The sequence below is a fragment of the Pseudomonas hormoni genome (assembly GCF_018502625.1).
GTDB classification, from domain to species: domain Bacteria; phylum Pseudomonadota; class Gammaproteobacteria; order Pseudomonadales; family Pseudomonadaceae; genus Aquipseudomonas; species Aquipseudomonas hormoni.
Genome location: NZ_CP075566.1, coordinates 3061397 through 3082710, shown reverse-complemented (window position 1 = coordinate 3082710; position 21314 = coordinate 3061397). Strand labels below are relative to the sequence as shown.

Annotated in this window: 22 protein-coding genes; 14 read left to right on the top strand and 8 right to left on the bottom strand. The window is 61.1% G+C overall.

The window, feature by feature from the left end:
* The first annotated feature begins 123 nt into the window (after positions 1–123).
* Complete coding sequence (locus KJF94_RS14280) at positions 124–648, top strand: hypothetical protein (RefSeq protein WP_250548283.1); 525 nt, start codon at positions 124–126, stop codon at positions 646–648.
* Here the strand turns inward: KJF94_RS14280 and KJF94_RS14275 are convergent.
* Entirely contained in the window at positions 626–1744 is a 1119-nt protein-coding gene (locus KJF94_RS14275) for a DMT family transporter (protein ID WP_250548282.1), read from the bottom strand. The two genes, KJF94_RS14280 and KJF94_RS14275, sit on opposite strands and share 23 nt — an antisense overlap.
* Here KJF94_RS14275 and KJF94_RS14270 point away from each other — a divergent pair.
* The 11 genes from KJF94_RS14270 to KJF94_RS14220 all read left to right on the top strand — a co-directional run bounded on the left by KJF94_RS14270 (position 1739) and on the right by KJF94_RS14220 (position 12895).
* The gene (locus KJF94_RS14270; RefSeq protein ID WP_214384413.1) at positions 1739–2302 is read left to right on the top strand and encodes a helix-turn-helix domain-containing protein; all 564 of its coding nucleotides are present in this window, start codon (positions 1739–1741) and stop codon (positions 2300–2302) included. The two genes, KJF94_RS14275 and KJF94_RS14270, sit on opposite strands and share 6 nt — an antisense overlap.
* 156 nt (positions 2303–2458) lie before the next feature.
* Positions 2459–3661, top strand: a complete 1203-nt coding sequence (locus KJF94_RS14265; protein WP_214384411.1) for an SfnB family sulfur acquisition oxidoreductase — start codon at positions 2459–2461, stop codon at positions 3659–3661.
* A gap of 10 nt (positions 3662–3671) precedes the next feature.
* On the top strand, positions 3672–4109 hold the full coding sequence (locus KJF94_RS14260; RefSeq protein WP_214384409.1) for an acyl-CoA dehydrogenase: 438 nt from the start codon (positions 3672–3674) through the stop codon (positions 4107–4109).
* Positions 4109–5512: an LLM class flavin-dependent oxidoreductase gene (locus tag KJF94_RS14255; protein ID WP_214384407.1), complete on the top strand. Its 1404-nt coding sequence runs from the start codon at positions 4109–4111 to the stop codon at positions 5510–5512. The genes KJF94_RS14260 and KJF94_RS14255 overlap by 1 nt, the downstream gene beginning before the upstream one ends.
* A 176-nt stretch (positions 5513–5688) precedes the next feature.
* Positions 5689–6594 carry an AMP-binding protein gene (locus KJF94_RS14250; RefSeq protein ID WP_214384405.1) on the top strand — a complete coding sequence of 302 codons (906 nt, stop codon included), beginning with the start codon at positions 5689–5691 and terminating at the stop codon, positions 6592–6594.
* Positions 6591–7367, top strand: a complete 777-nt coding sequence (locus KJF94_RS14245; protein WP_214384403.1) for an ABC transporter ATP-binding protein — start codon at positions 6591–6593, stop codon at positions 7365–7367. The genes KJF94_RS14250 and KJF94_RS14245 overlap by 4 nt, the downstream gene beginning before the upstream one ends.
* Positions 7367–8248, top strand: a complete 882-nt coding sequence (locus KJF94_RS14240; protein WP_214384401.1) for a branched-chain amino acid ABC transporter permease — start codon at positions 7367–7369, stop codon at positions 8246–8248. Before KJF94_RS14245 ends, KJF94_RS14240 begins: the two co-directional genes overlap by 1 nt.
* 4 nt (positions 8249–8252) lie before the next feature.
* Positions 8253–9302: a branched-chain amino acid ABC transporter permease gene (locus tag KJF94_RS14235; RefSeq protein ID WP_214384399.1), complete on the top strand. Its 1050-nt coding sequence runs from the start codon at positions 8253–8255 to the stop codon at positions 9300–9302.
* A gap of 30 nt (positions 9303–9332) precedes the next feature.
* Positions 9333–10673 carry an ABC transporter substrate-binding protein gene (locus tag KJF94_RS14230; RefSeq protein WP_214384397.1) on the top strand — a complete coding sequence of 447 codons (1341 nt, stop codon included), beginning with the start codon at positions 9333–9335 and terminating at the stop codon, positions 10671–10673.
* A 3-nt stretch (positions 10674–10676) separates the two neighbouring features.
* Positions 10677–11444 carry an ABC transporter ATP-binding protein gene (locus KJF94_RS14225; RefSeq protein WP_214384396.1) on the top strand — a complete coding sequence of 256 codons (768 nt, stop codon included), beginning with the start codon at positions 10677–10679 and terminating at the stop codon, positions 11442–11444.
* Between the two features lie 14 nt (positions 11445–11458).
* The gene (locus KJF94_RS14220; protein WP_214384394.1) at positions 11459–12895 is read left to right on the top strand and encodes an FAD/NAD(P)-binding protein; all 1437 of its coding nucleotides are present in this window, start codon (positions 11459–11461) and stop codon (positions 12893–12895) included.
* A 705-nt stretch (positions 12896–13600) separates the two neighbouring features.
* On the opposite strand, the gene KJF94_RS14215 is transcribed toward KJF94_RS14220, so the two are convergent.
* The 6 genes from KJF94_RS14215 to KJF94_RS14190 form a co-directional block, all read right to left on the bottom strand.
* Positions 13601–13828, bottom strand: coding sequence for a hypothetical protein (locus tag KJF94_RS14215; protein ID WP_214384392.1), 228 nt, complete (start codon positions 13826–13828; stop codon positions 13601–13603).
* 108 nt (positions 13829–13936) lie between these two features.
* Entirely contained in the window at positions 13937–14671 is a 735-nt protein-coding gene (locus tag KJF94_RS14210) for a substrate-binding periplasmic protein (protein WP_214384390.1), read from the bottom strand.
* A gap of 182 nt (positions 14672–14853) precedes the next feature.
* The gene (locus KJF94_RS14205; protein ID WP_214384388.1) at positions 14854–15240 is read right to left on the bottom strand and encodes a hypothetical protein; all 387 of its coding nucleotides are present in this window, start codon (positions 15238–15240) and stop codon (positions 14854–14856) included.
* Between the two features lie 204 nt (positions 15241–15444).
* Positions 15445–16380, bottom strand: a complete 936-nt coding sequence (locus tag KJF94_RS14200) for an MBL fold metallo-hydrolase (protein WP_214384386.1) — start codon at positions 16378–16380, stop codon at positions 15445–15447.
* A 14-nt stretch (positions 16381–16394) separates the two neighbouring features.
* Positions 16395–17705, bottom strand: a complete 1311-nt coding sequence (locus KJF94_RS14195; RefSeq protein ID WP_214384384.1) for an ATP-binding protein — start codon at positions 17703–17705, stop codon at positions 16395–16397.
* Entirely contained in the window at positions 17702–18442 is a 741-nt protein-coding gene (locus KJF94_RS14190) for a response regulator (RefSeq protein WP_214384382.1), read from the bottom strand. Before KJF94_RS14190 ends, KJF94_RS14195 begins: the two co-directional genes overlap by 4 nt.
* Positions 18443–18738: 296 nt before the next feature.
* On the opposite strand from KJF94_RS14190, the gene KJF94_RS14185 reads away from it, so the two are divergent.
* The gene (locus KJF94_RS14185) at positions 18739–19002 is read left to right on the top strand and encodes a DUF2790 domain-containing protein (RefSeq protein WP_214384380.1); all 264 of its coding nucleotides are present in this window, start codon (positions 18739–18741) and stop codon (positions 19000–19002) included.
* A gap of 190 nt (positions 19003–19192) precedes the next feature.
* On the opposite strand, the gene ppnN is transcribed toward KJF94_RS14185, so the two are convergent.
* A complete protein-coding gene (gene ppnN / locus KJF94_RS14180; RefSeq protein WP_214384378.1) occupies positions 19193–20566 on the bottom strand; it encodes a nucleotide 5'-monophosphate nucleosidase PpnN in 1374 nt (457 codons plus the stop codon).
* Positions 20567–20779: 213 nt separating this feature from the next.
* Between ppnN and KJF94_RS14175 the strand changes: the two genes are divergently transcribed.
* Complete coding sequence (locus KJF94_RS14175) at positions 20780–21307, top strand: DUF3087 domain-containing protein (RefSeq protein WP_214384376.1); 528 nt, start codon at positions 20780–20782, stop codon at positions 21305–21307.
* Positions 21308–21314: the final 7 nt, after the last annotated feature.

Genomic DNA, 21314 nt, shown 5'->3' with positions numbered 1-21314 from the left:
TCACATTGTTTCAAGAGAGAGTGTTTAGCAGGTCTGGCCCCTTCGCGAGCAAGCCCGCTCCCACAGGGATCAGCGGCGAAGGCGACAGTTGCTTGCTTGTAGGATTGTTCCGGTCCTGTTTTCATGCCGGCAGTTTTGAAAGCCTACTGGAAGGAACTACCGAGGCGCGTTATGACAAAAAGGATGTTTACGAATAAACAGCTTTCTTTCTGGTTGGCGGTTTTAGTGCTTGTTAATGCGGCTGTCTTGGCATTTGTCTGGTTTAACCATGTATCAGGCACGCATGACAGGAAAATGCTCAGGACCAAAGCGCCTTTGCTTATCGAGGGGGTAGAGGGTGATGATAATTACTATGTGCTACCTGCCGGCGTCACTCTTTACTACGACAAGAGTTTTCCTGAAGGGCATGATCGCTATATCGTCTACCTCAACCATAAAGGGGCCATCGCTTATGAGGATGTCCCGATGAAGCCGGAGTACCAAGGGAATTTCATTTCTCCTCTTTGGACGTCAAATATTGATTCCGATGCCCTGAAGAAGATTTTCAAACGCTTTCCACTCTCCAAGGAAGATGTCGTCGCGGCAATAAAATCCAACGAGATCACCAGGGACGACCTGGCTGACATCATTCGGTCCTTGCCCGAGTGATCGCTGGGGCGGCGTCCGGCCCCTTCGTCGGAGCGTCGCCCGGAGCAGGCTCGCTCCCACAGGGTTCCACTGTGTTCACACCATTGCGGCGCAACTCTTCCTCGGCCGCACCCGCCTTACCCTTAGTCTTCAACTCACTCACTATCACCGCCGCGACAATCAACCCCGCGCCCACCAATGCAATCGCCGGCAACCGCTCCCCGGCGATCCGCCCGACAATCCCGGCCCAGACCGGCTCACCGGCATAGATCAACGTCGCCCGCGTCGGCGAAACGCTTTTTTGCGCCCAGTTCATCGCCACCTGAATCGCCGCACTGGCCGCGCCGAGGCCGAGGGCGCTGCACAGCAGGAGCCATGAGAAGTCGGGAATGACTTCCTGAGTCGGCACCACCATCAAAAACGCCAGCACCGAGGTGGTTGCCAATTGCACCACCGTCACCCGACGCACATCGACCTGGCCGGCATAGGTGCTGATCAGAATGATCTCGGCGGCAATCGCCACGGCGCTGATCAACGTGGCGATTTCACCGGGGCTGAAGTTGAACGACGCGCCGGCAGGCCCCGACAACAACATCAGCCCGGTAAAGGCCAGCATGATGCCAATGCTCGGCATCAACCCCGGACGCCGTCCCAGCACCAGCCATTGCAGCAACGGCACGAAGGGCACGTACAACGCGGTAATGAAGGCCGACTGACTGCTGGGAATGCTCTGCAAGCCGACCGTCTGCAAGCCATAACCGAGCATGATCGCCACGCCGATAAAGGCGCCGGCCTTGAGTTCGAACAGGGTCAGTTCCCGCAGATGACGCCAGGAGAACAGCGAGACGATAATCGCCGCCGCCGCAAAGCGCAGGCCGACGAAGAACATCGGGCCGCTGACGGTCATGGCGTGCTGCACCAACAGAAAGGTGCCACCCCAGACCATGGTGATCAGCACCAGCACGCACTCGGCCTTGCTGAACCGGGAGAATCGGGAAGAAGCCGGGGAGGAGTTCAACGACGTCATGACCTTGCGCGCTACCTGAGGGCGACGCACAATGCGCCGAATGTTGCGCAGTATACTGCCCAACCCCACCAAGTGAGCAATATAGTGCACAAAGATTCAACGCAACGGGCTTCGGTCCTTCAACACGTCAGTTTGAACGTTCGGCGCCTGCGCCATGCGGCCGACATGAGCCAGACCGCGCTGGCGGAAAAGTCCGGGGTCAGTCGACGCATGCTGGTGGCCATCGAGGCCGGCGAGAAGAACGTCAGCCTGACCACCCTCGACCGCGTAGCGGAAGCGCTGGACGTAGCATTCAGTGACCTGATCCAGGCGCCGGATGCCCGAGACCCGAGCCGCATCAACGAAGTGGCCTGGGCCGGGACGATTCCCGGCAGCAAAGCCGTTTTGTTGTCCAAGGCCACCGCCACCCGCGAAGTGGAACAGTGGGAATGGTGCCTGCAACCGGGGGAAATCTACCCGTCGCAACCGGATGCCGATGGCTGGAGCGAGCAGATTTACGTCTTTGAAGGCTGCCTGACACTGATGCTCGGCGACACGCCCCATGAGATCGCCGCTGGTGAGTTCTACATGTTCGCCAGTAACCAGCCGCATGCCTATCGCAACGACGGGCCGGTGGCGGCGCGGTTCGTGAGAAACGTGGTGATCTAACTGTTCGCCGATCAACACCGGATAGACACATTGCTGTTTTTAAGCTGCGCTGATTTCTCGAATAACTCATCAACCTGTTGAAATTAAACGAAATTAGTTTCAGGCACGACTCCTGCAAAAGCTCTGGTGCATTCACCAGAATCCCGGAGTCGGCCCATGACAGCCTCTGCCCAAATCCCTCGCACTGCCCACGTGATCCGCTCGGACGCCGAGGCGATTGCCGTCGCTCACAAGCTCGCTGCACGTTTCGCCATCGAGGCCAGCGTGCGGGATCGCGAGCGACGCCTGCCGGTCGCCGAGCTTGACGAGTTTTCCGCCAGCGGCCTTTGGGGTATCACGGTTCCCAAGGAGTACGGCGGCGCCGGCGTTTCTTATGTGACGGTGGCGGAAGTGGTCAAGATCATTTCCTCCGCCGACTCCTCCCTCGGCCAGATCCCGCAAAACCACCTCGGCGTGCTCGACATCCTGCTGCAAACCGCCACCGAAGAGCAGAAGCGTTACTACTTCGACAAAGTCCTGCAGGGTTTTCGCTTCGGCAACGCCTTCTCCGAATCCAAAAGCAAAAACGCCGGGGCCTTCGAAACCCGTATTCGTTTCGACAAAGACACCGCGCAGATCGATGGCGAGAAGTTTTATTGCACCGGCGCACTGTTCGCGCACATCGTGCCGGCGGTGGCGGTCAACGAGCAGAACCAGGCCTTCATCGCGTTCATTGAGCGCGACAATCCCGGTCTGACCGTGATCGACAGCTGGGACGGTTTTGGCCAGCGCACCACCGCCAGTGGCGGCGTCACGTTGAATGCGGTGAAAGTGCCGTTGAGTGCGGTGATTCCAGCTCACAAGGCGTTCGACGAACCCACCGCCGACGGCCCGATTTCACAAATCATTCAAGCCGCGGTGGACACTGGCATCGCCGTTGGCGCGCTGGAAGAAACCAAGCGCTACGCCCGCGAATCCCGGCCCTGGATCGACAGCGGACAGGATCACGGCTGGCAGGACCCGTTCAGCATCGCCGCGATAGGCGAACTCGAATGGCGCGTCCACGGCACCGAAGCAATCCTCAAGAAAGCCGGGCAGGCCATCGACCAAGCCTTGCTCACCCCCAACGAAGACTCCGTGGCCCACGCTTCGGTGGTGGTCGCCCAGGCCAAAGTCCTGTCCGCCGAAATCGCCTTGCTCGCCAGCAGCAAACTCTTCGAACTGGCCGGCACCCGCTCGGTGCTCGGCAAGTACAACCTCGACCGCCACTGGCGCAACGCCCGCACTCACACGCTGCACGACCCGGCACGCTGGAAATACCACCTGATCGGCAACTACCTGCTCAACGGCGTGAAGCCCGCGCGCCACGCCTGGAACTGAGGAGCCCACCATGAATGCCTTGACTCAACCGATTGCTGCCGGGCAACCCCTGGCCAAAAGTCAGCACGACTTGCACAACGCGCGCAGTTTGCTTGATGCGACCCTGCGCTTCATTCGTCATCAGGCTAAAACCAACGATGACCCCTACGTCATCAGCCGTTTCGGCGATTTGCACATTCGCATCGAAGTCGCTGCCGCACTGCTGGAACGTGCTGAAGCTTTTCTGAATAGCCACGAAGACGACACCGAAATCAGCGTCGCCATCGCCGAGTCGCATCTGGCCAGTGCAGATGCGTTGAACACCGTCAGCAACGCCGAATTCGAACTCACCGGCCAACGCACTGTGTTGCCCGGATCACTGCACGACCCGCTGCGCTGGAAACTCCATCTCATCGGTAACTTCCGCCTCAACGGCATCCATCCACCCAGCTTGCGGAGTGCCGTTTGATGGCCCGTGAAATTCGTCTCAACGCGTTTGACATGAACTGTGTCGGCCACCAGTCGCCGGGTTTGTGGGCGCACCCGCGGGATCGCTCCTGGCAGTACAAGGACCTCGAATACTGGACCGATCTGGCGAAAATCCTCGAACGCGGCAAGTTCGATGGCTTGTTCATTGCCGATGTACTGGGCATTTACGATGTCTATAACGGCAACGGTGACGCGGCGATTCGTCAGGCGGCGCAAGTGCCGGTCAACGATCCGTTGCAACTGATTCCGCCAATGGCGCTGGTCACCGAGCATCTGGGCTTTGGATTGACGGCATCGCTGTCGTTCGAGCATCCGTATCCGTTCGCCCGACGCCTGTCGACCCTCGATCACCTGACCAAGGGGCGCGCGGGCTGGAACATTGTCACCTCGTATCTGGAAAGCGGCGCCAAGAACCTCGGGCAGAAAAGCCAGACCGAACACGATGCTCGTTACGACTACGCCGAAGAATACCTGGAGGTTTGCTACAAGCTCTGGGAAGGCAGTTGGGAAGAGGGCGCCATCCTGCGCGATCGCGAGCGCAGGATTTTCAGCGATCCGAGCAAAATCCACGAGATCGAGCATGTCGGCAAACATTTCCAGGTGCCCGGCATTCACCTCTGCGAACCCTCGCCACAACGCACGCCGGTTCTCTATCAAGCGGGTGCATCGAGTCGCGGCAAGCAGTTCGCCGCTGAACACGCCGAGTGCGTGTTCGTGGCGGCGCCGTCGAAAGTGCTGCTGAAAAAGACCGTCGCCGACATCCGTCGTCGTGCCGCCGAGGCCGGGCGTGATCCGTCGAAGATCCTGATCTTCAACCTGCAAACGGTGATCCTCGGCGAGACCGATGCCAAGGCCAAAGCCAAGTTCGAGGAATACAAAACCTGGGTCAGTTACGAAGGCGCGATGGCATTGATCTCCGGCTGGACCGGGATCGATTTCAGTCAGTTCAAACCCGATGAGCCACTCAAGCATGTGCACACCAATGCCATTCAATCGGCGGTGGAAGCGTTCTCCACGGCCGATCCGAACAAGGTCTGGACCCCTAACGAACTGGCCGATTGGGTCGGGATTGGCGGGTTTGGTCCGCTGTTCGTCGGCAGTCCCGAGACGGTTGCCGATCTGCTTCAGGAGTGGGTTGAGGAAACCGACGTGGACGGCTTCAACCTGGCTTATGCGTTGACTCACGAGACCTTCATCGACGCTGTGGAGTTGCTGGTGCCGGAGTTGCAGAAACGCGGTGTGTACAAGACCGAATACGCGCCGGGGACCTTGCGCGAGAAGTTGTTCGGGGAAGGGCCGCGGTTGCCGGAGATTCATCCGGGCGCGGGATATCGGGATTTGGCGGCGTTGCGGCAGCAGGAGAGGAAAGTGGTGTCTGCCTAAAACAACAATCTCTGTGGGAGCGTGCTTGCCCGCGAAGGGGGCGGCACATTCAACATCGATTTCGCCTGCTGCACCGCCATCGCGGGCAAGCCCGCTCCCACAGGGTTTTGTGGTGTTTTACAGATTACAGCCCAGCGGACCACCGCACGCTTTTGCCCATGAACAGGAGGTCACCCATGAGCGTGCACGAACTCAAACGTCCGCCCCTCGCGGACACCGCCGAGTGGCGGGTCGAGCTGCCCAAGGCACTGGAGCAATTGCGTCACTGGGCGCAGATCAGTCCGTTGCAAGCGGCGCTGCGTCACAAGCGCCACGGCCAGTGGTTTGTCTGGCGCTGGATCGACGTCTTGCGCGACGTCGAGCGCCTGGCAGACGGTTTGCGCCAGCAAGGTTTCACCGAGGATTCACGTCTGGCCCTCAGCGGCGCGTTCGAGCCGGATCTGTTGCTGCTGGCCCTGGCCGCCCAACACATTGGCGGGCAAGTGCTGACGCTGCCGGACAACCTCGACCCCGAATCCCTGCACAAAATCCTGTGGCGCAGCGGTCCCACGCACGCCTTCGTTCAGGGTCGGCAGACGCAGCAACTCTGGCTCAATCAGGGCCAATCGCTGTTGAACTTCAACGATCTGCTCGGTCCGGTAGAAACCCCGCAACGGCTCAACCGCTGGAGCAAGGGCTCGCAACTGTGGAGCGAAGAGGGCACGCAATGGCAGGCCGGCCTGACGGTATTGCTTGAGCAGTGGCTGACCTGCGGCCACTCCCTGGCCTTCCCGGAAAGCCCCGGCAGCGCCAGTCGCGACCGTCGGGAAGTGGCGCCATCCGGGCTGCTGCTCTCGGCGGAACGCCTGCAACTGCTGGCGGCGGAAATCGAAAGCCGTCTCGCCCCACATGGCACCTGGCGCCGGCGCCTGTGCGACTGGGCCATCGCCCACCCGGAAAAAGGCCTGCAACGCCTGATCAAGAATCGCGTTCGCCGACTGCTCGGTTTCCACAACCTGCATTTCATCTGGCAAGCCACGCGCAGCCCTGACGCTCAACCGCAGCCCACCTGGCTCACCGAATTCAAACGGGATATCGCATGAGCTCGACCGATTCCATCCTGCAAGTCAGCGGCATTTCCCTGTCCTTCAAAGGCGTGAAAGCGATTAACGAACTGTCCTTCGACGTGCGTCGTGGCGAGATCTGCGCCCTGATCGGCCCCAACGGCGCAGGCAAGAGTTCGCTGCTCAATGTGCTGAACGGCGTGTACCGCTTCGACGCCGGTTCGATTGTCTTCGAGCAGCAGCCGTTCAAACGCATCGACCCGTTGAGCGCGGCGCGCCGGGGCATTGGCCGTACGTTCCAGAACAACGCGCTGTTCAAGAAGATGAGCGTGATCGACAACATCCTCACCGGCTTGTCCCGGCACTTGCGCAGCAGCTTCATCGAACAGGCACTCAACCTGCCGCGAGCACGCCGTGAAGCTGAAAACTTCCGCCAACAAGCCCAGGGCATTCTCGAATTTCTTGAACTGCAAGCCCACCGCGATGTGCCGGTGGGAAACCTGTCCTATGGCCTGCAAAAACGCGTAGAGCTCGGCCGCGCCCTGATCGCCGGCCCGCGCCTGTTGCTGCTGGATGAGCCGATGGCCGGGATGAACGCCGAAGAGAAACAGGAAATGGCCCGTTTCATCGCCGACATCAACCGCGACCTCGGCACCACAGTGGTGTTGATCGAGCACGACATGAGTGTGGTCATGGGCCTGTCCGACCACGTCGTGGTCCTCGATTACGGGCGCAAGGTCGGCGACGGCACGCCCGCCGAAGTGCAGGCCGATCCGGAAGTGATCGCGGCGTATCTGGGAGTGGTGCACTAATGACGTTCTTCTTCGAAACCCTGCTCGGCGGCCTGCTCGCCGGGACCATGTATTCGCTGGTCGCCATCGGCTTCGTGCTGATCTACAAGGCCAGCGGCGTGTTCAATTTCGCCCAGGGCGCGATGCTGCTGTTCGCTGCGCTGACCTTCGTCAGCCTGCACGATCAGGGCGTGCCGTTTGCCTTGGCGCTGTTGCTGACGGTGGTGGTGATGATCGTCGGCGCGCTGCTGATCGAACGGTTGGTGCTGCGGCCGCTGGTCAATCGCTCGCAGATCACCTTGTTCATGGCGACGCTTGGCTTGTCATTCATCATCGAAGGCCTGGCCCAAGGGTTGATGGGCTCGCAGGTGCGGGCACTGGACCTGGGCATCGACGACGTGCCGGTGTTCATCGGCGGGATGATGGTCAGCCAGTTCGACCTGATCGCCGCGGCGGCTGCCATTGTGCTGGTGACGGTGCTGGCGCTGTTGTTCAACAAGACACGCATCGGCGTTTCGTTGCGCGCGGTGGCCGATGACACCACCGCCGCGTTGTCGATCGGCATCAACCTCAACCGCATCTGGCAGATCGTCTGGGCGGTAGCGGGGATTGTTGGTTTGGTGGCGGGATTGCTCTGGGGCGCGCGCCAAGGCGTGCAGTTTTCTCTGTCGCTGGTGGTGCTCAAGGCCTTGCCCGTGTTGATCATCGGCGGCTTCACCTCGATTGGCGGGGCCATCGTCGGCGGGTTGATTGTCGGCGCGGCGGAGAACCTCGCCGAGGTTTACATCGGCCCGCTGATCGGCGGCGGCATCACCCCGTGGTTCGCCTACGTCCTGGCCCTGGCCTTCCTGTACATCCGCCCCGCCGGCCTGTTCGGCGAGCGCGCCATCGAGCGAGTCTGAACCCATGTCGATATCCCTTGCCCGCGAAACCGCGCCGTCGGTGTTGATCCAGCGTCGTGTCCCTTTTGGCCTGCTCGGTCTGTTGTTGATTGCCTTCATCGTTGTGCCGCTGACCGGCAACGACTATTGGCTGAACGCGATCCTGATCCCGTTCCTGGTGCTGTCCCTGGCCGGACTCGGCCTGAATTTGCTCACCGGCTACACCGGCCAGACCTCGGTCGGCGCGGCAGGGTTCATGGCGGTCGGGGCGTTTGCCACCTATGGGTTTTTGCTGCGGTTGCCCGAGCTCGGTTTGCCCGTCGCATTGCTGGGCGGCGGATTGATCAGCGCGCTGGTGGGCTTCGTCTTCGGTCTGCCGAGTTCGCGGATCAAAGGTTTTTACCTGATGGTCACCACGCTGGCGGCACAGTTCTTTCTGGAGTGGCTGTTCGTCAAATTTCCCTGGTTCTACAACTATGGATCGTCCGGGACCATCTCCGCACCGAAGCTGGCGCTGTTCGGCCATGACCTGAACACGCCGCTCGGCCGCTATCTGCTGACGCTGACCACCGTGTTGTTGCTGACCTGGGTCGCGGTGAACCTGGTGAAAAGCCAGATCGGCCGCAACTGGATGGCGATCCGCGACATGGACACTGCCGCTGCGGTGATCGGCATTCCGGTGGTGCGCTACAAACACCTGGCGTTCGCCGTCAGCTCGTTCTACCTCGGTATCGCTGGGGCGCTGTGGGCCTTCGCCTATCTGGGCACGGCCAGCGCCAGCAGCTTCGACATCAATCGGTCGTTCCAGATCCTGTTCATCATCATTATCGGCGGCATGGGCAGCATCGCCGGCAACTTCGTCGGCGCCGCGTTTATCAGCCTGTTGCCGATCCTGCTGAGCCACGCCGGGCAAGCCTTGTTCGGCGGTTCGGTGGACGCGGGGCAATTGCAGAACCTGCAAAAAATCATCTTCGGCGTGCTGATCATTGTGTTCCTGATCAAGGAACCGGAAGGCCTGATCCGCCTGCTAAGCAACCTTCGTGAACGGCTGAGCCACTGGCCGCTGCGCTTCTGAATCCTCCCCATTATCAGATAGAGAGACAACATGCGTGCATCCTTGAAACGTTCACTGGTCGGCGCCGCTTTGACGCTGGCCGTTTTCAGCAGTGCGGTGCCGATGGTTCAGGCTTCGTCCGACCAGCAGTTCTTCCCGTTGGCCACTTACCGCGTCGGCGCGTACGCCTCCAGCGGTGTGCAGGTGTGGGCCGGCATGCTCGATTACCTGAACTACATCAACGAGGTGGAAGGCGGGATCAACGGCGTCAAACTGGTGTGGCAGGAATGCGAAACCGAGTGGACGGCGGAGAAGGGCATCGAGTGCTACGAGCGCTTCAAGAAGGGCCTGGACGGCGCGCCGGTGGCGATCTATTCCCCCAACGGCGCGCCGGCGGCGTATGCGCTGAGCGAGCGCGCGGAAGTCGACAAGATTCCGCTGATCACCCTCGGCTACGGCCGCACCGAAGCTACTGACGGCACGGTGTTCCCCTACAACTTCCCGGTGATGCTGACCTTCTACAGCGAGGCGTCGAGCCTGATCAATTTCATCGCCGAGCGGGAGGGCGGCTTCGACAAACTCAAGGGCAAGAAGATCGCCACGGTCTACCACGACTCGGCGTACGGACGGGAAACCCTCGGCCCATTGAAGTTGCTGGCAGAGAAATACGGCTTCGAAAACATCCAGATTCCGGTGGCCGATCCGGGCAACGAGCAATCGGCGCAATGGCGGCAGATTCGCCAGGTCAACCCGGACTGGGTGTTCCTGCGTACCTGGGGCGTGTCGACGCCGGTAGCGGTGAAAACTGCTGCGCGTTTCGGCTTCCCGGTGGACCACATCGTCGGCGACATTTGGGCCAGTTCCAGCGAGGACGTACTGCCCGCAGGCGCCGCGGCCAAAGGTTATCTGGCGCTGACGCCATACCCGGCCGGCACCGATTTCGAGATCCACAAACGCCTCAAGCAGTACATCCTCGACAAAGGCAAAAGCGACCTCAAGGACCTGAAGAATTTCGGCAGCGTCTACTACAACTCCGGGCTGGTGAACGCCGCGGTGATGGTGGAAGCGATCCGCACCGCCCAGGGTAAATTTGGCAAGCGTCCCTTGAATGGCGAAGAGGGTCGCTGGGGGCTGGAACACCTGAATATCGACGACGCACGGCTCAAGGACATGGGCTATTTCGGCCTGATGCAGAACCTCAAACTGTCGTGCAAGGATCACGAGGGCGGCGGTTCGGCGCGGGTACAGCAGTGGGACGGCGCCAACTGGACGCTGATCAGCGACTGGATCGCCGCCGATCGCGCGTTGTTGCGACCCTTGATCGATGAAAAGTCCGCAGCGTTCGCCAAGGAAAAAGGCCTGACGCCACGCACCTGCAACGGGGACGAGTAACTTATGAGTGAAGCCGCCAGCGACAATGCCGCCATCGACCTGCTGCGAGTCAACGACATCGAGGTGATCTACGACGGCGCGATCCTGGCCGTGGCCGGGGTTTCGCTGACGGTGCCCAAGGGCGGTATCGTCGCATTGCTCGGTGCCAACGGCGCGGGCAAAAGCACCACGCTCAAGGCGATTTCCGGATTGGTGCGGGCCGAGCGGGCGCAAGTCAGTCGCGGCACCATCGAGTTTTTCGGCCGCGATACGGCGGGTGTCGATCCCAGTCTGCGGGTGCGCCAAGGGATGGTGCATGTGCTGGAAGGTCGCCATGTCTTTGCGCAGTTGACGGTCGAGGACAACCTGCGCAGTGGCGGTTTCGTGCGGCGCTTGAGCCGCCAGGACATGGCCCGGGACCTGGAGCGGATTTACGCCTGGTTTCCACGCCTGAAAACCAAGCGCAAGACCCAGGCCGGGCTCACGTCCGGTGGCGAGCAGCAGATGGTCGCCATCGGCCGGGCGTTGATGACCCGTCCTACTTTGGTACTGCTTGATGAACCTTCCATGGGTTTGGCGCCTATTATCGTCCAGGAGATTTTCGAGATCGTCGCCCAGCTCAATCGCGAGGAGCAGGTGAGCTTCCTGATTGCCGAGCAAAACATTAATGTGGCGCTCAAGTACGCGTCACAGGCCTATGTCCTCGACACTGGCCGAGTGGTGTTGTCCGGCAGCAGCGAGGCGTTGCTGGCGCGGGGCGATCTGCATGACTTCTATCTAGGTAAACACTGAACATTGAGAACGCCATGACTGAAACCCGAAGCGGACAGACGACCGACGTCATCCGCCACGCAGACATCCTGATCATCGGCGGCGGCCTCAGCGGCACGATGCTGGCGGCGCAGTTGTTGCGTCTGCCCGGCAAGCGCTCGTTGCTGGTGATCGAGCCACGGGCCGAGCTCGGACGGGGCGAGGCGTACAGCGCGGTCGAGTTGGGCCATACGCTGAACGGCAACGCGGCGCGCATGAGCGTCGATCCGGACAATGCCGATGACCTGACTCAGTGGCTGACCGATTACATCGCCGCCGGAGGCTGGCCGGAGTCCGATGAGCAGCATGTGCCTGTCAGCGAGCTGTTTCCACCAAGGGGGCTTTTCGGTGTGTACGTGCAGCAGCGCCTGGCCGAGGCGCGAGCGGTGGGCGCCTTGAATGGCTCGACCGTCGAGCATGTGCGGGCCGAGGTGGTTGACCTGGAAACGTTGAGCGATTCGGTGCGGCTGAACTTGAGTGACGGGCAGCGATTGCAGGGCGCTTATGCGGTGTTGGCGACGGGGATGTTTCCCGCTGCACGCACGCCGCAGACCGAGTCCAGCGGTTTGAACGCGGCGGCGCTCGATCCTTGGGACGTGGCGGCCATGCGTCAGCTCGACCCGCAATCGACGGTGCTGATCATCGGTTCCGGCCTGACCATGGTCGATGCCGTGGTGTCGCTGGAACAGGCCGGGCATCGCGGGGCGATCAAAGTGTTTTCCCGGCACGGACTGTTGCCGCATGTGCGCCGGCAACCGCCGGCCTGGGCGGATTTTCTTGCCGAGGATCACAGTATTCGCACACCGCGACAGTTGGTGCGTGAATTGCGCCGGCATTGTCGGGAGGCCATTGCGCAGGGTATCGACTGGCAGGCGCCGTTGGACACTGTGCGGGCGCACATTGGCCGTTTGTGGAATCAGGCGACGGACGAGCAGCGTCGGCAGTTTGTGCGGCATGTGCGGCCTTGGTGGGAGAGTCACCATCACCGTTCGCCGCCGCTGAGTGCGGAGTTGGTGGAGCGACTGCACGGGGAAGGGCGGTTGCGGATTCAGGCGGCTTCGTACAAGGGGCTTGAGCCTTCTTCGGGTGGTGAAGTGAGCATTCGTATCCGCCGTCGTGGTGAAGGTGAAACGGTTGTCGTCAGCGGGGCGGCGTTGATCAATTCCAGCGGGATCGAGTACGACTGGCGGCGGGTGGCGCGACCGTTGCCGCAGCAGTTGCTGGCTCGCGGGTTGGTGCGGCCGGGGCCGTTGGCGTTGGGGATTGCGGCGGCGGTCGATGGCGCGGTGCTGGGGGAAGATGGGCGGGTTGCCGGTCGGTTGTTTGCCATGGGGCCGCCCTTGCGGGGGATGTGGTGGGAGAGTACGGCGGTGACTGATGTGGCTAGTCAGGCGAAGGCTTTGGCTTTGCGTTTGGCTGGGGCTGTGTTGTGAGGTTGGGGGCATATCCGTTGCTGCGGTAACGGCCGCCTAAGGTTCCGCCCTTACGGCGGGTCACTTTGGAAAAGCGCCAAAGTAACCAAAACGCTTTGGCCCCTGACGTACGGCCCTTCGCCTAGGCTCAGGGTTCCCTCGCTCCGGTCCTGCTCCGTGGGCCCGCCGCCATCGGCCATCCATGGCCGGGGGCGGCTAACCCGGCATCCCTGCCGGGTTGCCCACTGCGCAGAACCTGCGCTCGGCCTTCCGACGGGGCAGATCAAGATCAAAAGCCAGATCAAAAACCAAAGCGAGGCGGCCTGATAGCCGACCTGAAGTCCGTCAGGATCATCGGGGTGAACACCAATATCCTGTCCGCCAACAATCCCTGTGGGAGCTGGCTTGCCAGCGATGGACGTCCAGACACCGCGTTCATCCAGACAGCACGCGTCATCGTTAACGACCATCGCTGGCAAGCCAGCTCCCACAGGGGAATGCGTACATCCGAAGAGCCAGGTCGGCCCGAAGGCCGCCTCGCGGTGCGAGGCACCGAACGAAAGGGGCAAGAGCCCTTGGTTACTTGGGGCTTTTCCAAGTGACTCGCCGTAAGGGCGAAACCAATAGCCGCCGTTACCGCAGCATCGGATATGCCCAAAAAAAAGAACTCCCGGAAAGACCAAATCTCCCCGGGAGTTCCTGTTTCCACCAGCACAAACCGCCCAATCAATACCGCTGATACTTCGAACCAAACTCAGGACGGTTTTCAGCCACATAAAGTGTGCTCGCCTGGCTGTCTTTACGGTCAACACCCACCGTATTCACATTCAAAGTAGCTGGCTGACTCACCTTCGCTGCCGCCGCAACCACTGGCAAAGTAGCGTGAGGCGCAGCAATAGCCGACGTAGCACCAAGAACCGACAGGGCGAAACCAAGACCGATAATGCTTTTCATGATGTAGCTCCAGAAGCGTGGGAAGAAGATGAGCCCACTGTAGTGCTGGCGCTTCACGATGAAAAAACACCCTGACGCATAGTCGTTATCGAGAACGTTGATCCGCCGTCAGCGCGGCGTGCGATCCACCAGCCAGCGCTGCTTGAGTTGCTCGAGACGTCCGTCCCGGCTCATCTCGTCCAGCGCCTGCTGCCAGCGCGCGACCTGGCGCGCATCGGTCAGCGGTGAAAAGGCAATGTAGGTGGCTTGCTTCATCAATGGAATCTGATAGTGCAACTGCTCGGGCGGCAAACCTTCCTCACGGGCCATGCTGGCGACGGACAGCGTGTCGGCCACCACAAATTCGGTCCGGCCCAGTCGCGCCAGACGCATCATTTGTTCGGGTGTTTCCACGCCGTAGAGATTGTTCAGGTCCTGTTTCTGCAAGTAGCTGTAGATCAGCCATTTTCGTGGAACGGCAATCCGGCCCTGACGGCCGGCCTCCAGCAAACTGCCCACCCGTTGCCGGCTGCTGTCCGTGGAGAACAGCGCGGTTTCCACCTCCATCAAGGGGCCGACCCACTGATACTGACTGTCACGCTCAGCGGTGCGCAACACGGTGAACACCCCCGTGGCGGGTTCGGTGCTCGCCACGCGCAAGGCGCGCAGCAACGGCACCTGTTGAAAATGCACCTGATCGCCGGCAGTGTCGGCCAGCGCCTGAACCACATCCACGCCAAACCCCACCAGCGCGTTGCCCTGCTGAAAATGCAGGGGCGGGTGGTTGTCGGTGAGCATGTTCAGGTCTGCCCCGACCGCAGTGAACGTCAGGAAAGACAGCAGACAACCGGCCAAGCGTTTCATGAATCGTCCTTGATGAAATCAAGCGCAAATCTTAGTACGCGCCTACAGCAACTGTCCCGTGCAATCGTCGGGCTTTTGCGTCAGAACTCAGGATTTATGCGTATCGCTCGCCACGGTGGGAAACGATAGGCAAAAAAAAGCCCGGGGTCTCCGGGCTTGGGGTGTTGCGGATCAACGTGTAATCAATACCGCTGATATTTCGAACCGAACTCGGCACGGTTTTCCGCGACCACCACACCGCCGCGTACGGCGTTGCCCGGGCTGACCAGTGCCACGCGTTCACGCAGTTCTTGCAGACGATCCGCACCACCTTCAGCGACGCGATTTTCGATCAGACGATCGGAGCCACCTTCAGCCACACGTTCACGCAGCTCTTGCAGACGATCGGCACCACCTTCAGCCACACGATTCTGTTGCAGGCGATCCGAACCACCTTCCACCAGCAGCTGCTGGACCTGGCTGTGGGACGCGACGCTTGCGGTGTTGGCCGAGGCCAGGTTCGACAGGCCAAGACCGCCTACCAGTGCCAGACCGAGTGCCAGGGACGAGACTTTCGAGAAGTTGAACATGGGTGATTCTCCGTGCGCTTGAGTTTGAGTGAGTCGGTAGCTGCTGCTATCCGGTGAACACAGTTAAACGCTCGGGTGTATCGGTGATGTGTGCCTGAACGGGGCGAAATCGGCTTCTGCGTATCTGTCGTGGCTTCCTATACACAGTGATACAAATCCCTTTGAAAATTATCCGCGGTGCTTGCCTGACCCCGCCGTTCGCGTTCATGGCCGAATGCGCAAGCCATCCCCGGCGAACTGCACCGGGCCCTGGTAAGTGCGGTGGATGGACTGGGTGACCGCATCGCGGGATTCGTCGATGTCTCGGGACAGATGGCTGAGCAGCAGGCTCGACACCTGTGCCGCTGCGCTGATCCTGCCGATGTCGCCGGGCGCGGTGTGCAGGCTGTAGAGCGCGGGTGGGGAGGCGGGTGGATCGAGGACCGGCGCGTTGAACACCAGCAGGTCGGAACCTCTGGCGATGTGCGTCAGCGCGGCATGGCCCTGTGCATCGATATCACCGCTGAAGGTAATGCTTTTACCCCGGTAATCGACGCGGTAGATCACGGCCGGTGCGTCGCGATGGTGGCCGGTCACGGCGCTGATCACCAGGCCGTTCTGGCTGAGGAGGGTTTTGGGTGCAGTGAGGTGATCGAGGTCAGTGGTGTTGAAACTCACGGTGCCGGCGAAGTCCTGCAAATAGCTGAAGGCACCGTGCTTGCCGAACATCAGGTCGATGTAGTGACGAGTTGAGGGGAACGGTTGAGCGGCACCCGGTCCGAATACTTCAAAGGTGATGTCCGAGCGTGACGCCACGGCCCGTGCCTTGACGATGCCCGGCAGTTCCGCCACGTGGTCCACGTGCAAATGGGTCAGCAGCACGATGTCCAGGCGGCGGATATCGAGCTTCGCTTCGCCCAGCCGCACGAACGTTCCCGGCCCGGCATCCAGCAGGATTCGCGGCGTGCCATCCACCCGCACCACGTAACCAGCGCCGGCACGGCCACCGGCGCCGGGTCCGCCCGAGCCGAGCACCACCAGTTCCAGTGGCGCCACGCCCGGTTCCGCGGCCAGGGCGCTGCTGGCGTCAAGGCTGACACAGAGCGTTGCGGCCAGCAGTAGCGCTGCGCAAAACCGCAGCAGATGGGGTAACGAGATCATCGTTTACAGTGCCGCTATGCCGGAGTTGAGAGCGTCAGTTCCGCACACAAGCCGCCCCCTTCACGGTTGCTCAGCGTCAGCGAGCCGCCAATGGCCAGTGCCAGTTGCTGGGCGATAGCCAGGCCCAGCCCGGTACCCCCCGTGTTGCGGTTACGCGAATTTTCCACGCGATAGAACGGCATCAAGACCTGCGCCAGTTCTTCTTCAGCGATCCCCGGCCCGCGATCCAGCACTTTGATCGACTGTGTGCCGTCAGCCTTTGATTCCACCCGCAACTCGGCGGCGCCGGCGAATTTCAGCGCGTTGTCCGTCAGATTGACCAGAACCCGGCGCAGCGCATGAGGGCGAGTATCGATCACCCCGGCAGTGCTTCCGCTCAGCTCCACGGCCTTGCCCATGTCCTGATAGTCGAACACCAGGCTGTGGAGAAACGAATTCAGGTCGATCCGGCAACTGGCCTCGGTGGCGCCGTGAACGCTGCGGGCATACGCCACGCCTTCGCGCACCAGGTGCTCGATTTCGCTGAGGTCGTTGGAGAGTTTGTCTTTTTCGCTGGAGTCGTCCATGAACTCGGCGCGCAATTTCATGCGGGTGATCGGGGTTTGCAGGTCATGGGAAATCGCCGCCAGCAGTTGCATGCGCTCTTTAAGATAGGCCGCAATGCGTGCCTGCATGGCATTGAACGCCTTGGCCGCATGAGCGACTTCGGTCGGGCCTTTTTCGTCCAGGTGCACCGCGTGTGTGTTGGGGTCCAGGGTATCCACCGCTCGAGCCAGTCGGGTCAGCGGGCGGATGGCGACCCTGACCGCTAGCCAGGTGCAGATCAGCAACAGCGTCAGTTGCACCAGCAACACCATCGGCAGCCACGAGGACAGCGGCATCACCGACGGCCGCACGTCAATGGTCAGCGGGCTGCCATCGGCGAGCTTCAGGTGGGCCTGGAAGTGTTGCTGCGCACCTTCGATCCGGGTGAAGGCCAGCGCGTATTGCTGACCCACGGCGTCTTGAATCGACTGCACCGCGTCATGGGCATCTTTGGGGTCAATCGGCGTGCCCGGCACACCTTCGCCCAGCAGGTAGCGATAGGTACGGCGCTCGAAGCGCGGCACCCAGTCGGCCCGTTCGGCAGCGGGCAAGCGGTCGAGGATCGAGACCGCGATCGACACGTCGTTTTCCAGGTTGCCCAACAGCATCGCCTCGGCGCTGCGATAGCGTTCATAGAACTGCACGCCGAAGGACAAACCGTGGGCGACGATCAGGCCCACCAGGAAAATCAGCGACTGCTGAGAGGCCAGCGTCCGCGGCCAGCGCAGCGCGAGTTTCATGACTCGGCGCCGAGCAATTCCACCGGGAAGGAAAACACGTAACCTTCGCTGCGCACGGTTTTGATGTAAGTCGATTCCCGCGAGTCATCCATCAGGCGCTGACGCAGGCGGCTCACCAGCAAATCAATGGAACGGTCGAACAGATCGGCATCGCGACCCTGGGTCAGGTTCAGCAACTGGTCGCGGCTGAGCACCCGTTGCGGATGATCGAGAAACACGCGCAGCAGTCGATATTCGGCGCCGCTGAGGGCGACCATGGTGCCGTCTTCGTCCAGCAGGTGCCGGGCGGTGGTGTCCAGGCGCCAGCGACCGAAACCCAGCAATCGACCGCTTTCGGTGATCAGCAGGTTGGGCGGCAGCATCCGGGTGCGGCGCAGCACGGCGTTGATCCGCGCCAGCAGTTCGCGGGCGGCGAAGGGTTTGGTCAGGTAGTCGTCGGCGCCCATTTCCAGGCCGAGGATACGGTCGGTTTCGTCGTTGCGTGCGGTGAGCATCAGGATCGGCGTGGCCTTGTGCTTGCCCGAGCGCAATTCGCGGCACAGCAACAGGCCATCATCGCCGGGCATCATGATGTCCAGCACGATCAGGTCCACCTGATTGGTTTCCAGAAAACTGCGCATCTGCCGGCCATCGGCAACCACCGTGGTGCGCAGGCCGTTTTTCTTCAGGTAATTGCCGACCAGCTCGCGGATCTCGCGATCGTCGTCGACGATCAGGATGTGGTTCACATGTTCCATCACTCAACCCTCTTGTTATTCGCAGGTTGCGCATTCTAGGGAGCCGCGCCGCAGCTGCTTGCCGGCCTTTGTATCTCACTGTATCTGAGGATGTAATAGATACATTGGTATACAAGGCAGCTTTTTTCGGGGGCGGGTGTATCGAAGTGTATCGAGCGCCCTGTGTGACACCTTACGCCTTAAAAGCCCCGGTTTTACGACACATGGCAGATACCTCGGGTCGATTGAATGGGTTCCATCGAGACAAGACAACTTGCCTCACACCGACTACCCATTGAAACCTTGAGGAAATCACCATGAACTGGAACAAACTCTTCGCTGCCAGCTTCTTCGCCATTCTGAACGTCGCTGCGTTTTCCGCCCACGCCGATGTCCAGACCCCAGCGCAGACTCACGCTGCTGGCACCCATCTGGACATCAAGAAGGTTATTTCAACTGTAGAAGATGGCGGCAGCCATTGTGGGATCGTCAATGCGCGGATGACGTACCTGGACTCCAGCGGCACACAGAAAGTGCTGGATTACAGCAAGTTTGCAGAGTGCGGCAACCAGGGCGGTTGATAGCCTGGAGAGGTCGGACACCTGTGGGAGCGGGCCTGTGTGGCGAGGGAGCTTGCTCCCGCTGGGTCGCGAAGCGGCCCCAAAAGCTTTGCGACTGCTTCGCAGCCGAGCGGGAGCAAGCTCCCTCGCCACACAGGCTCTCCCACAAGGGGTATTCCCGCGCGAGAGCGTGGGAATGCTCTATCCGGGGTTACGCAACCACCTGGTAACACGGCACATACGCCGCGCCACCCGGTAGTTTCATCCGGTGCTGGGCAACGAACGCTTTCAGCAGTTGATCCAGCGGCTGCATCACCGCTGCATCGCCACGGATCTGATACGGCCCGTGCTGTTCGATCAGGCGGATGCCCTTGTCCTTGACGTTGCCGGCGACGATGCCGGAGAACGCGCGACGCAGGTTGGCCGCCAGTTCGTGAGCCGGCAGGCTGCGGCTCAGTTTCAGGTTGGCCATGTTTTCGTGGGTCGGATCGAACGGGCGCTGGAAGCCTTCGTCGATCTTCAGCAGCCAGTTGAAATGGAACGCGTCGTTGCGCTCGCGGCGGAACTGTTTCACCGCTTTGAGACCGGCGGTCATCTGCCGTGCAACCTCAGCCGGGTCGTCGATGATGATCTCGTAATGTTGTTTCGCCGCTTCACCCAGGGTGGCGCCGACGAACGCGTCCAGTTGCTCCAGATACGGCGCCGCGTGCTTCGGCCCGGTGAGGACGACGGGGAAGGGCAGGCCTTTGTTGTCCGGGTGCATCAGGATGCCGAGCAAGTACAGGAACTCTTCGGCCGTGCCCGCGCCACCCGGGAAAATGATGATGCCGTGGCCCACGCGCACGAACGCTTCCAGACGCTTTTCGATGTCCGGCAGGATCACCAGTTCGTTGACGATCGGGTTCGGTGCTTCGGCGGCGATGATGCCCGGCTCGGTCAAACCGAGGTAACGACCGCCGTGGATGCGCTGCTTGGCGTGGGCGATGGTCGCGCCTTTCATCGGACCTTTCATCACGCCGGGGCCGCAACCGGTGCAGATGTCGAGGCTGCGCAGGCCCAGTTCGTGGCCGACTTTCTTGGTGTATTTGTATTCTTCGGTGTTGATCGAGTGGCCACCCCAGCACACCACGATCTTAGGCTCGACGCCGGGGCGCAGGGTGCGGGCGTTGCGCAGCAGGTGGAACACGTAGTCGCTGATGCCCTGGGAAGTGCTCAGGTCGATGCGTTGGGCGTCGAGTTCGTTTTCGGTGTAGACGATGTCGCGCAGGGCGCTGAACAGCATTTCCCGGGTGCTGGCGATCATTTCGCCGTCGACGAAGGCGTCGGCCGGGGCGTTCAGCAGTTCCAGGCGCACACCGCGGTCCTGCTGGTGGATGCGGATTTCGAAGTCCTTGTAGGCTTCGAGGATGGTCTTGGCGTTATCGACATGGGCGCCGGTATTGAGGATGGCCAGGGCGCACTGGCGGAAGAGGGTGTAGGTACTGCCGGATCCGGCTTCGCTCAGTTGCTGTACTTCACGTTGAGAGAGGGTTTCCAGGCTGCCTTTCGGGCTGACCGAAGCGTTGATTACTTGTCGTTGGGACATTCAATGATCCTTAAAACGATGCCACCCGCCGAGGACGCATGACATCCGAATAGTATGTATCCATAACAGAAGATGGCACGAACTGCGCGCTATCGCCATGTTCCCCTTTGACGATGAAAAGGTGAAAAGGAGCCCCAGCATAGCTAAATCCCCCGCAGAGGCGATAATGCCCCGCAGTCTTTTTGCCCATGCCGCCTGAGGAAACCCGTCGCGATGTTCGAAATCCAGCCGCAGAACCCCGAAATTTATCGACGCCAGACGCGCCGCAGCACGATCATCATCGCCGTGGTTTTCCTCGCTCTGGCGATGGTGCTGTCGGCCGCGGCTGTGGCGATGTTCGGCGAACCGGGGGGCGACAATCTACGCTTCAACGTGGGCGGTGTGTTTGTCGCGGTGCTATTGATGGTGGCACTGATGCGCGGCACGTTCTGGAATCAGGAGTGGATGGCGCCTGCCGTGTACGGTTGGCAGCTCAAGCGCAGCCTGATGAGCATCACCAACGTCATGCATCAGGTGACGGCGGCGGTGGAGAAGGATGATCCAGGCGCCATGAAGCTGCTGCGCTTCTATCATCTGGGGTTGAGCCAGATGCACGAGCTGGACGGCAACTCCAGTGATCACAGCCAGCTGGTTCGCGAGATGGGCCTGCACAAGGCGCGGATGGAAGCGCTGGGCATCGAGACCGAACAGACGCAATTGAACCCGGCGTGGCTTGAGGCATTGAAACAGACGCCACGCTAACCGGTGT

What these genes read in the sequence shown, in the direction of transcription:
- KJF94_RS14280 (WP_250548283.1), top strand. Translation starts at nt 124, where the DNA reads ATGCCGGCAGTTTTGAAAGCCTACTGGAAGGAACTACCGAGGCGCGTT.
- KJF94_RS14265 (WP_214384411.1), top strand. Translation starts at nt 2,459, where the DNA reads ATGACAGCCTCTGCCCAAATCCCTCGCACTGCCCACGTGATCCGCTCG.
- KJF94_RS14260 (WP_214384409.1), top strand. Translation starts at nt 3,672, where the DNA reads ATGAATGCCTTGACTCAACCGATTGCTGCCGGGCAACCCCTGGCCAAA.
- KJF94_RS14255 (WP_214384407.1), top strand. Translation starts at nt 4,109, where the DNA reads ATGGCCCGTGAAATTCGTCTCAACGCGTTTGACATGAACTGTGTCGGC.
- KJF94_RS14250 (WP_214384405.1), top strand. Translation starts at nt 5,689, where the DNA reads ATGAGCGTGCACGAACTCAAACGTCCGCCCCTCGCGGACACCGCCGAG.
- KJF94_RS14245 (WP_214384403.1), top strand. Translation starts at nt 6,591, where the DNA reads ATGAGCTCGACCGATTCCATCCTGCAAGTCAGCGGCATTTCCCTGTCC.
- KJF94_RS14240 (WP_214384401.1), top strand. Translation starts at nt 7,367, where the DNA reads ATGACGTTCTTCTTCGAAACCCTGCTCGGCGGCCTGCTCGCCGGGACC.
- KJF94_RS14235 (WP_214384399.1), top strand. Translation starts at nt 8,253, where the DNA reads ATGTCGATATCCCTTGCCCGCGAAACCGCGCCGTCGGTGTTGATCCAG.
- KJF94_RS14230 (WP_214384397.1), top strand. Translation starts at nt 9,333, where the DNA reads ATGCGTGCATCCTTGAAACGTTCACTGGTCGGCGCCGCTTTGACGCTG.
- KJF94_RS14225 (WP_214384396.1), top strand. Translation starts at nt 10,677, where the DNA reads ATGAGTGAAGCCGCCAGCGACAATGCCGCCATCGACCTGCTGCGAGTC.
- KJF94_RS14220 (WP_214384394.1), top strand. Translation starts at nt 11,459, where the DNA reads ATGACTGAAACCCGAAGCGGACAGACGACCGACGTCATCCGCCACGCA.
- KJF94_RS14215 (WP_214384392.1), bottom strand. Translation starts at nt 13,828, where the DNA reads ATGAAAAGCATTATCGGTCTTGGTTTCGCCCTGTCGGTTCTTGGTGCT.
- KJF94_RS14210 (WP_214384390.1), bottom strand. Translation starts at nt 14,671, where the DNA reads ATGAAACGCTTGGCCGGTTGTCTGCTGTCTTTCCTGACGTTCACTGCG.
- KJF94_RS14205 (WP_214384388.1), bottom strand. Translation starts at nt 15,240, where the DNA reads ATGTTCAACTTCTCGAAAGTCTCGTCCCTGGCACTCGGTCTGGCACTG.
- KJF94_RS14200 (WP_214384386.1), bottom strand. Translation starts at nt 16,380, where the DNA reads ATGATCTCGTTACCCCATCTGCTGCGGTTTTGCGCAGCGCTACTGCTG.
- KJF94_RS14195 (WP_214384384.1), bottom strand. Translation starts at nt 17,705, where the DNA reads ATGAAACTCGCGCTGCGCTGGCCGCGGACGCTGGCCTCTCAGCAGTCG.
- KJF94_RS14190 (WP_214384382.1), bottom strand. Translation starts at nt 18,442, where the DNA reads ATGGAACATGTGAACCACATCCTGATCGTCGACGACGATCGCGAGATC.
- KJF94_RS14185 (WP_214384380.1), top strand. Translation starts at nt 18,739, where the DNA reads ATGAACTGGAACAAACTCTTCGCTGCCAGCTTCTTCGCCATTCTGAAC.
- ppnN (WP_214384378.1), bottom strand. Translation starts at nt 20,566, where the DNA reads ATGTCCCAACGACAAGTAATCAACGCTTCGGTCAGCCCGAAAGGCAGC.
- KJF94_RS14175 (WP_214384376.1), top strand. Translation starts at nt 20,780, where the DNA reads ATGTTCGAAATCCAGCCGCAGAACCCCGAAATTTATCGACGCCAGACG.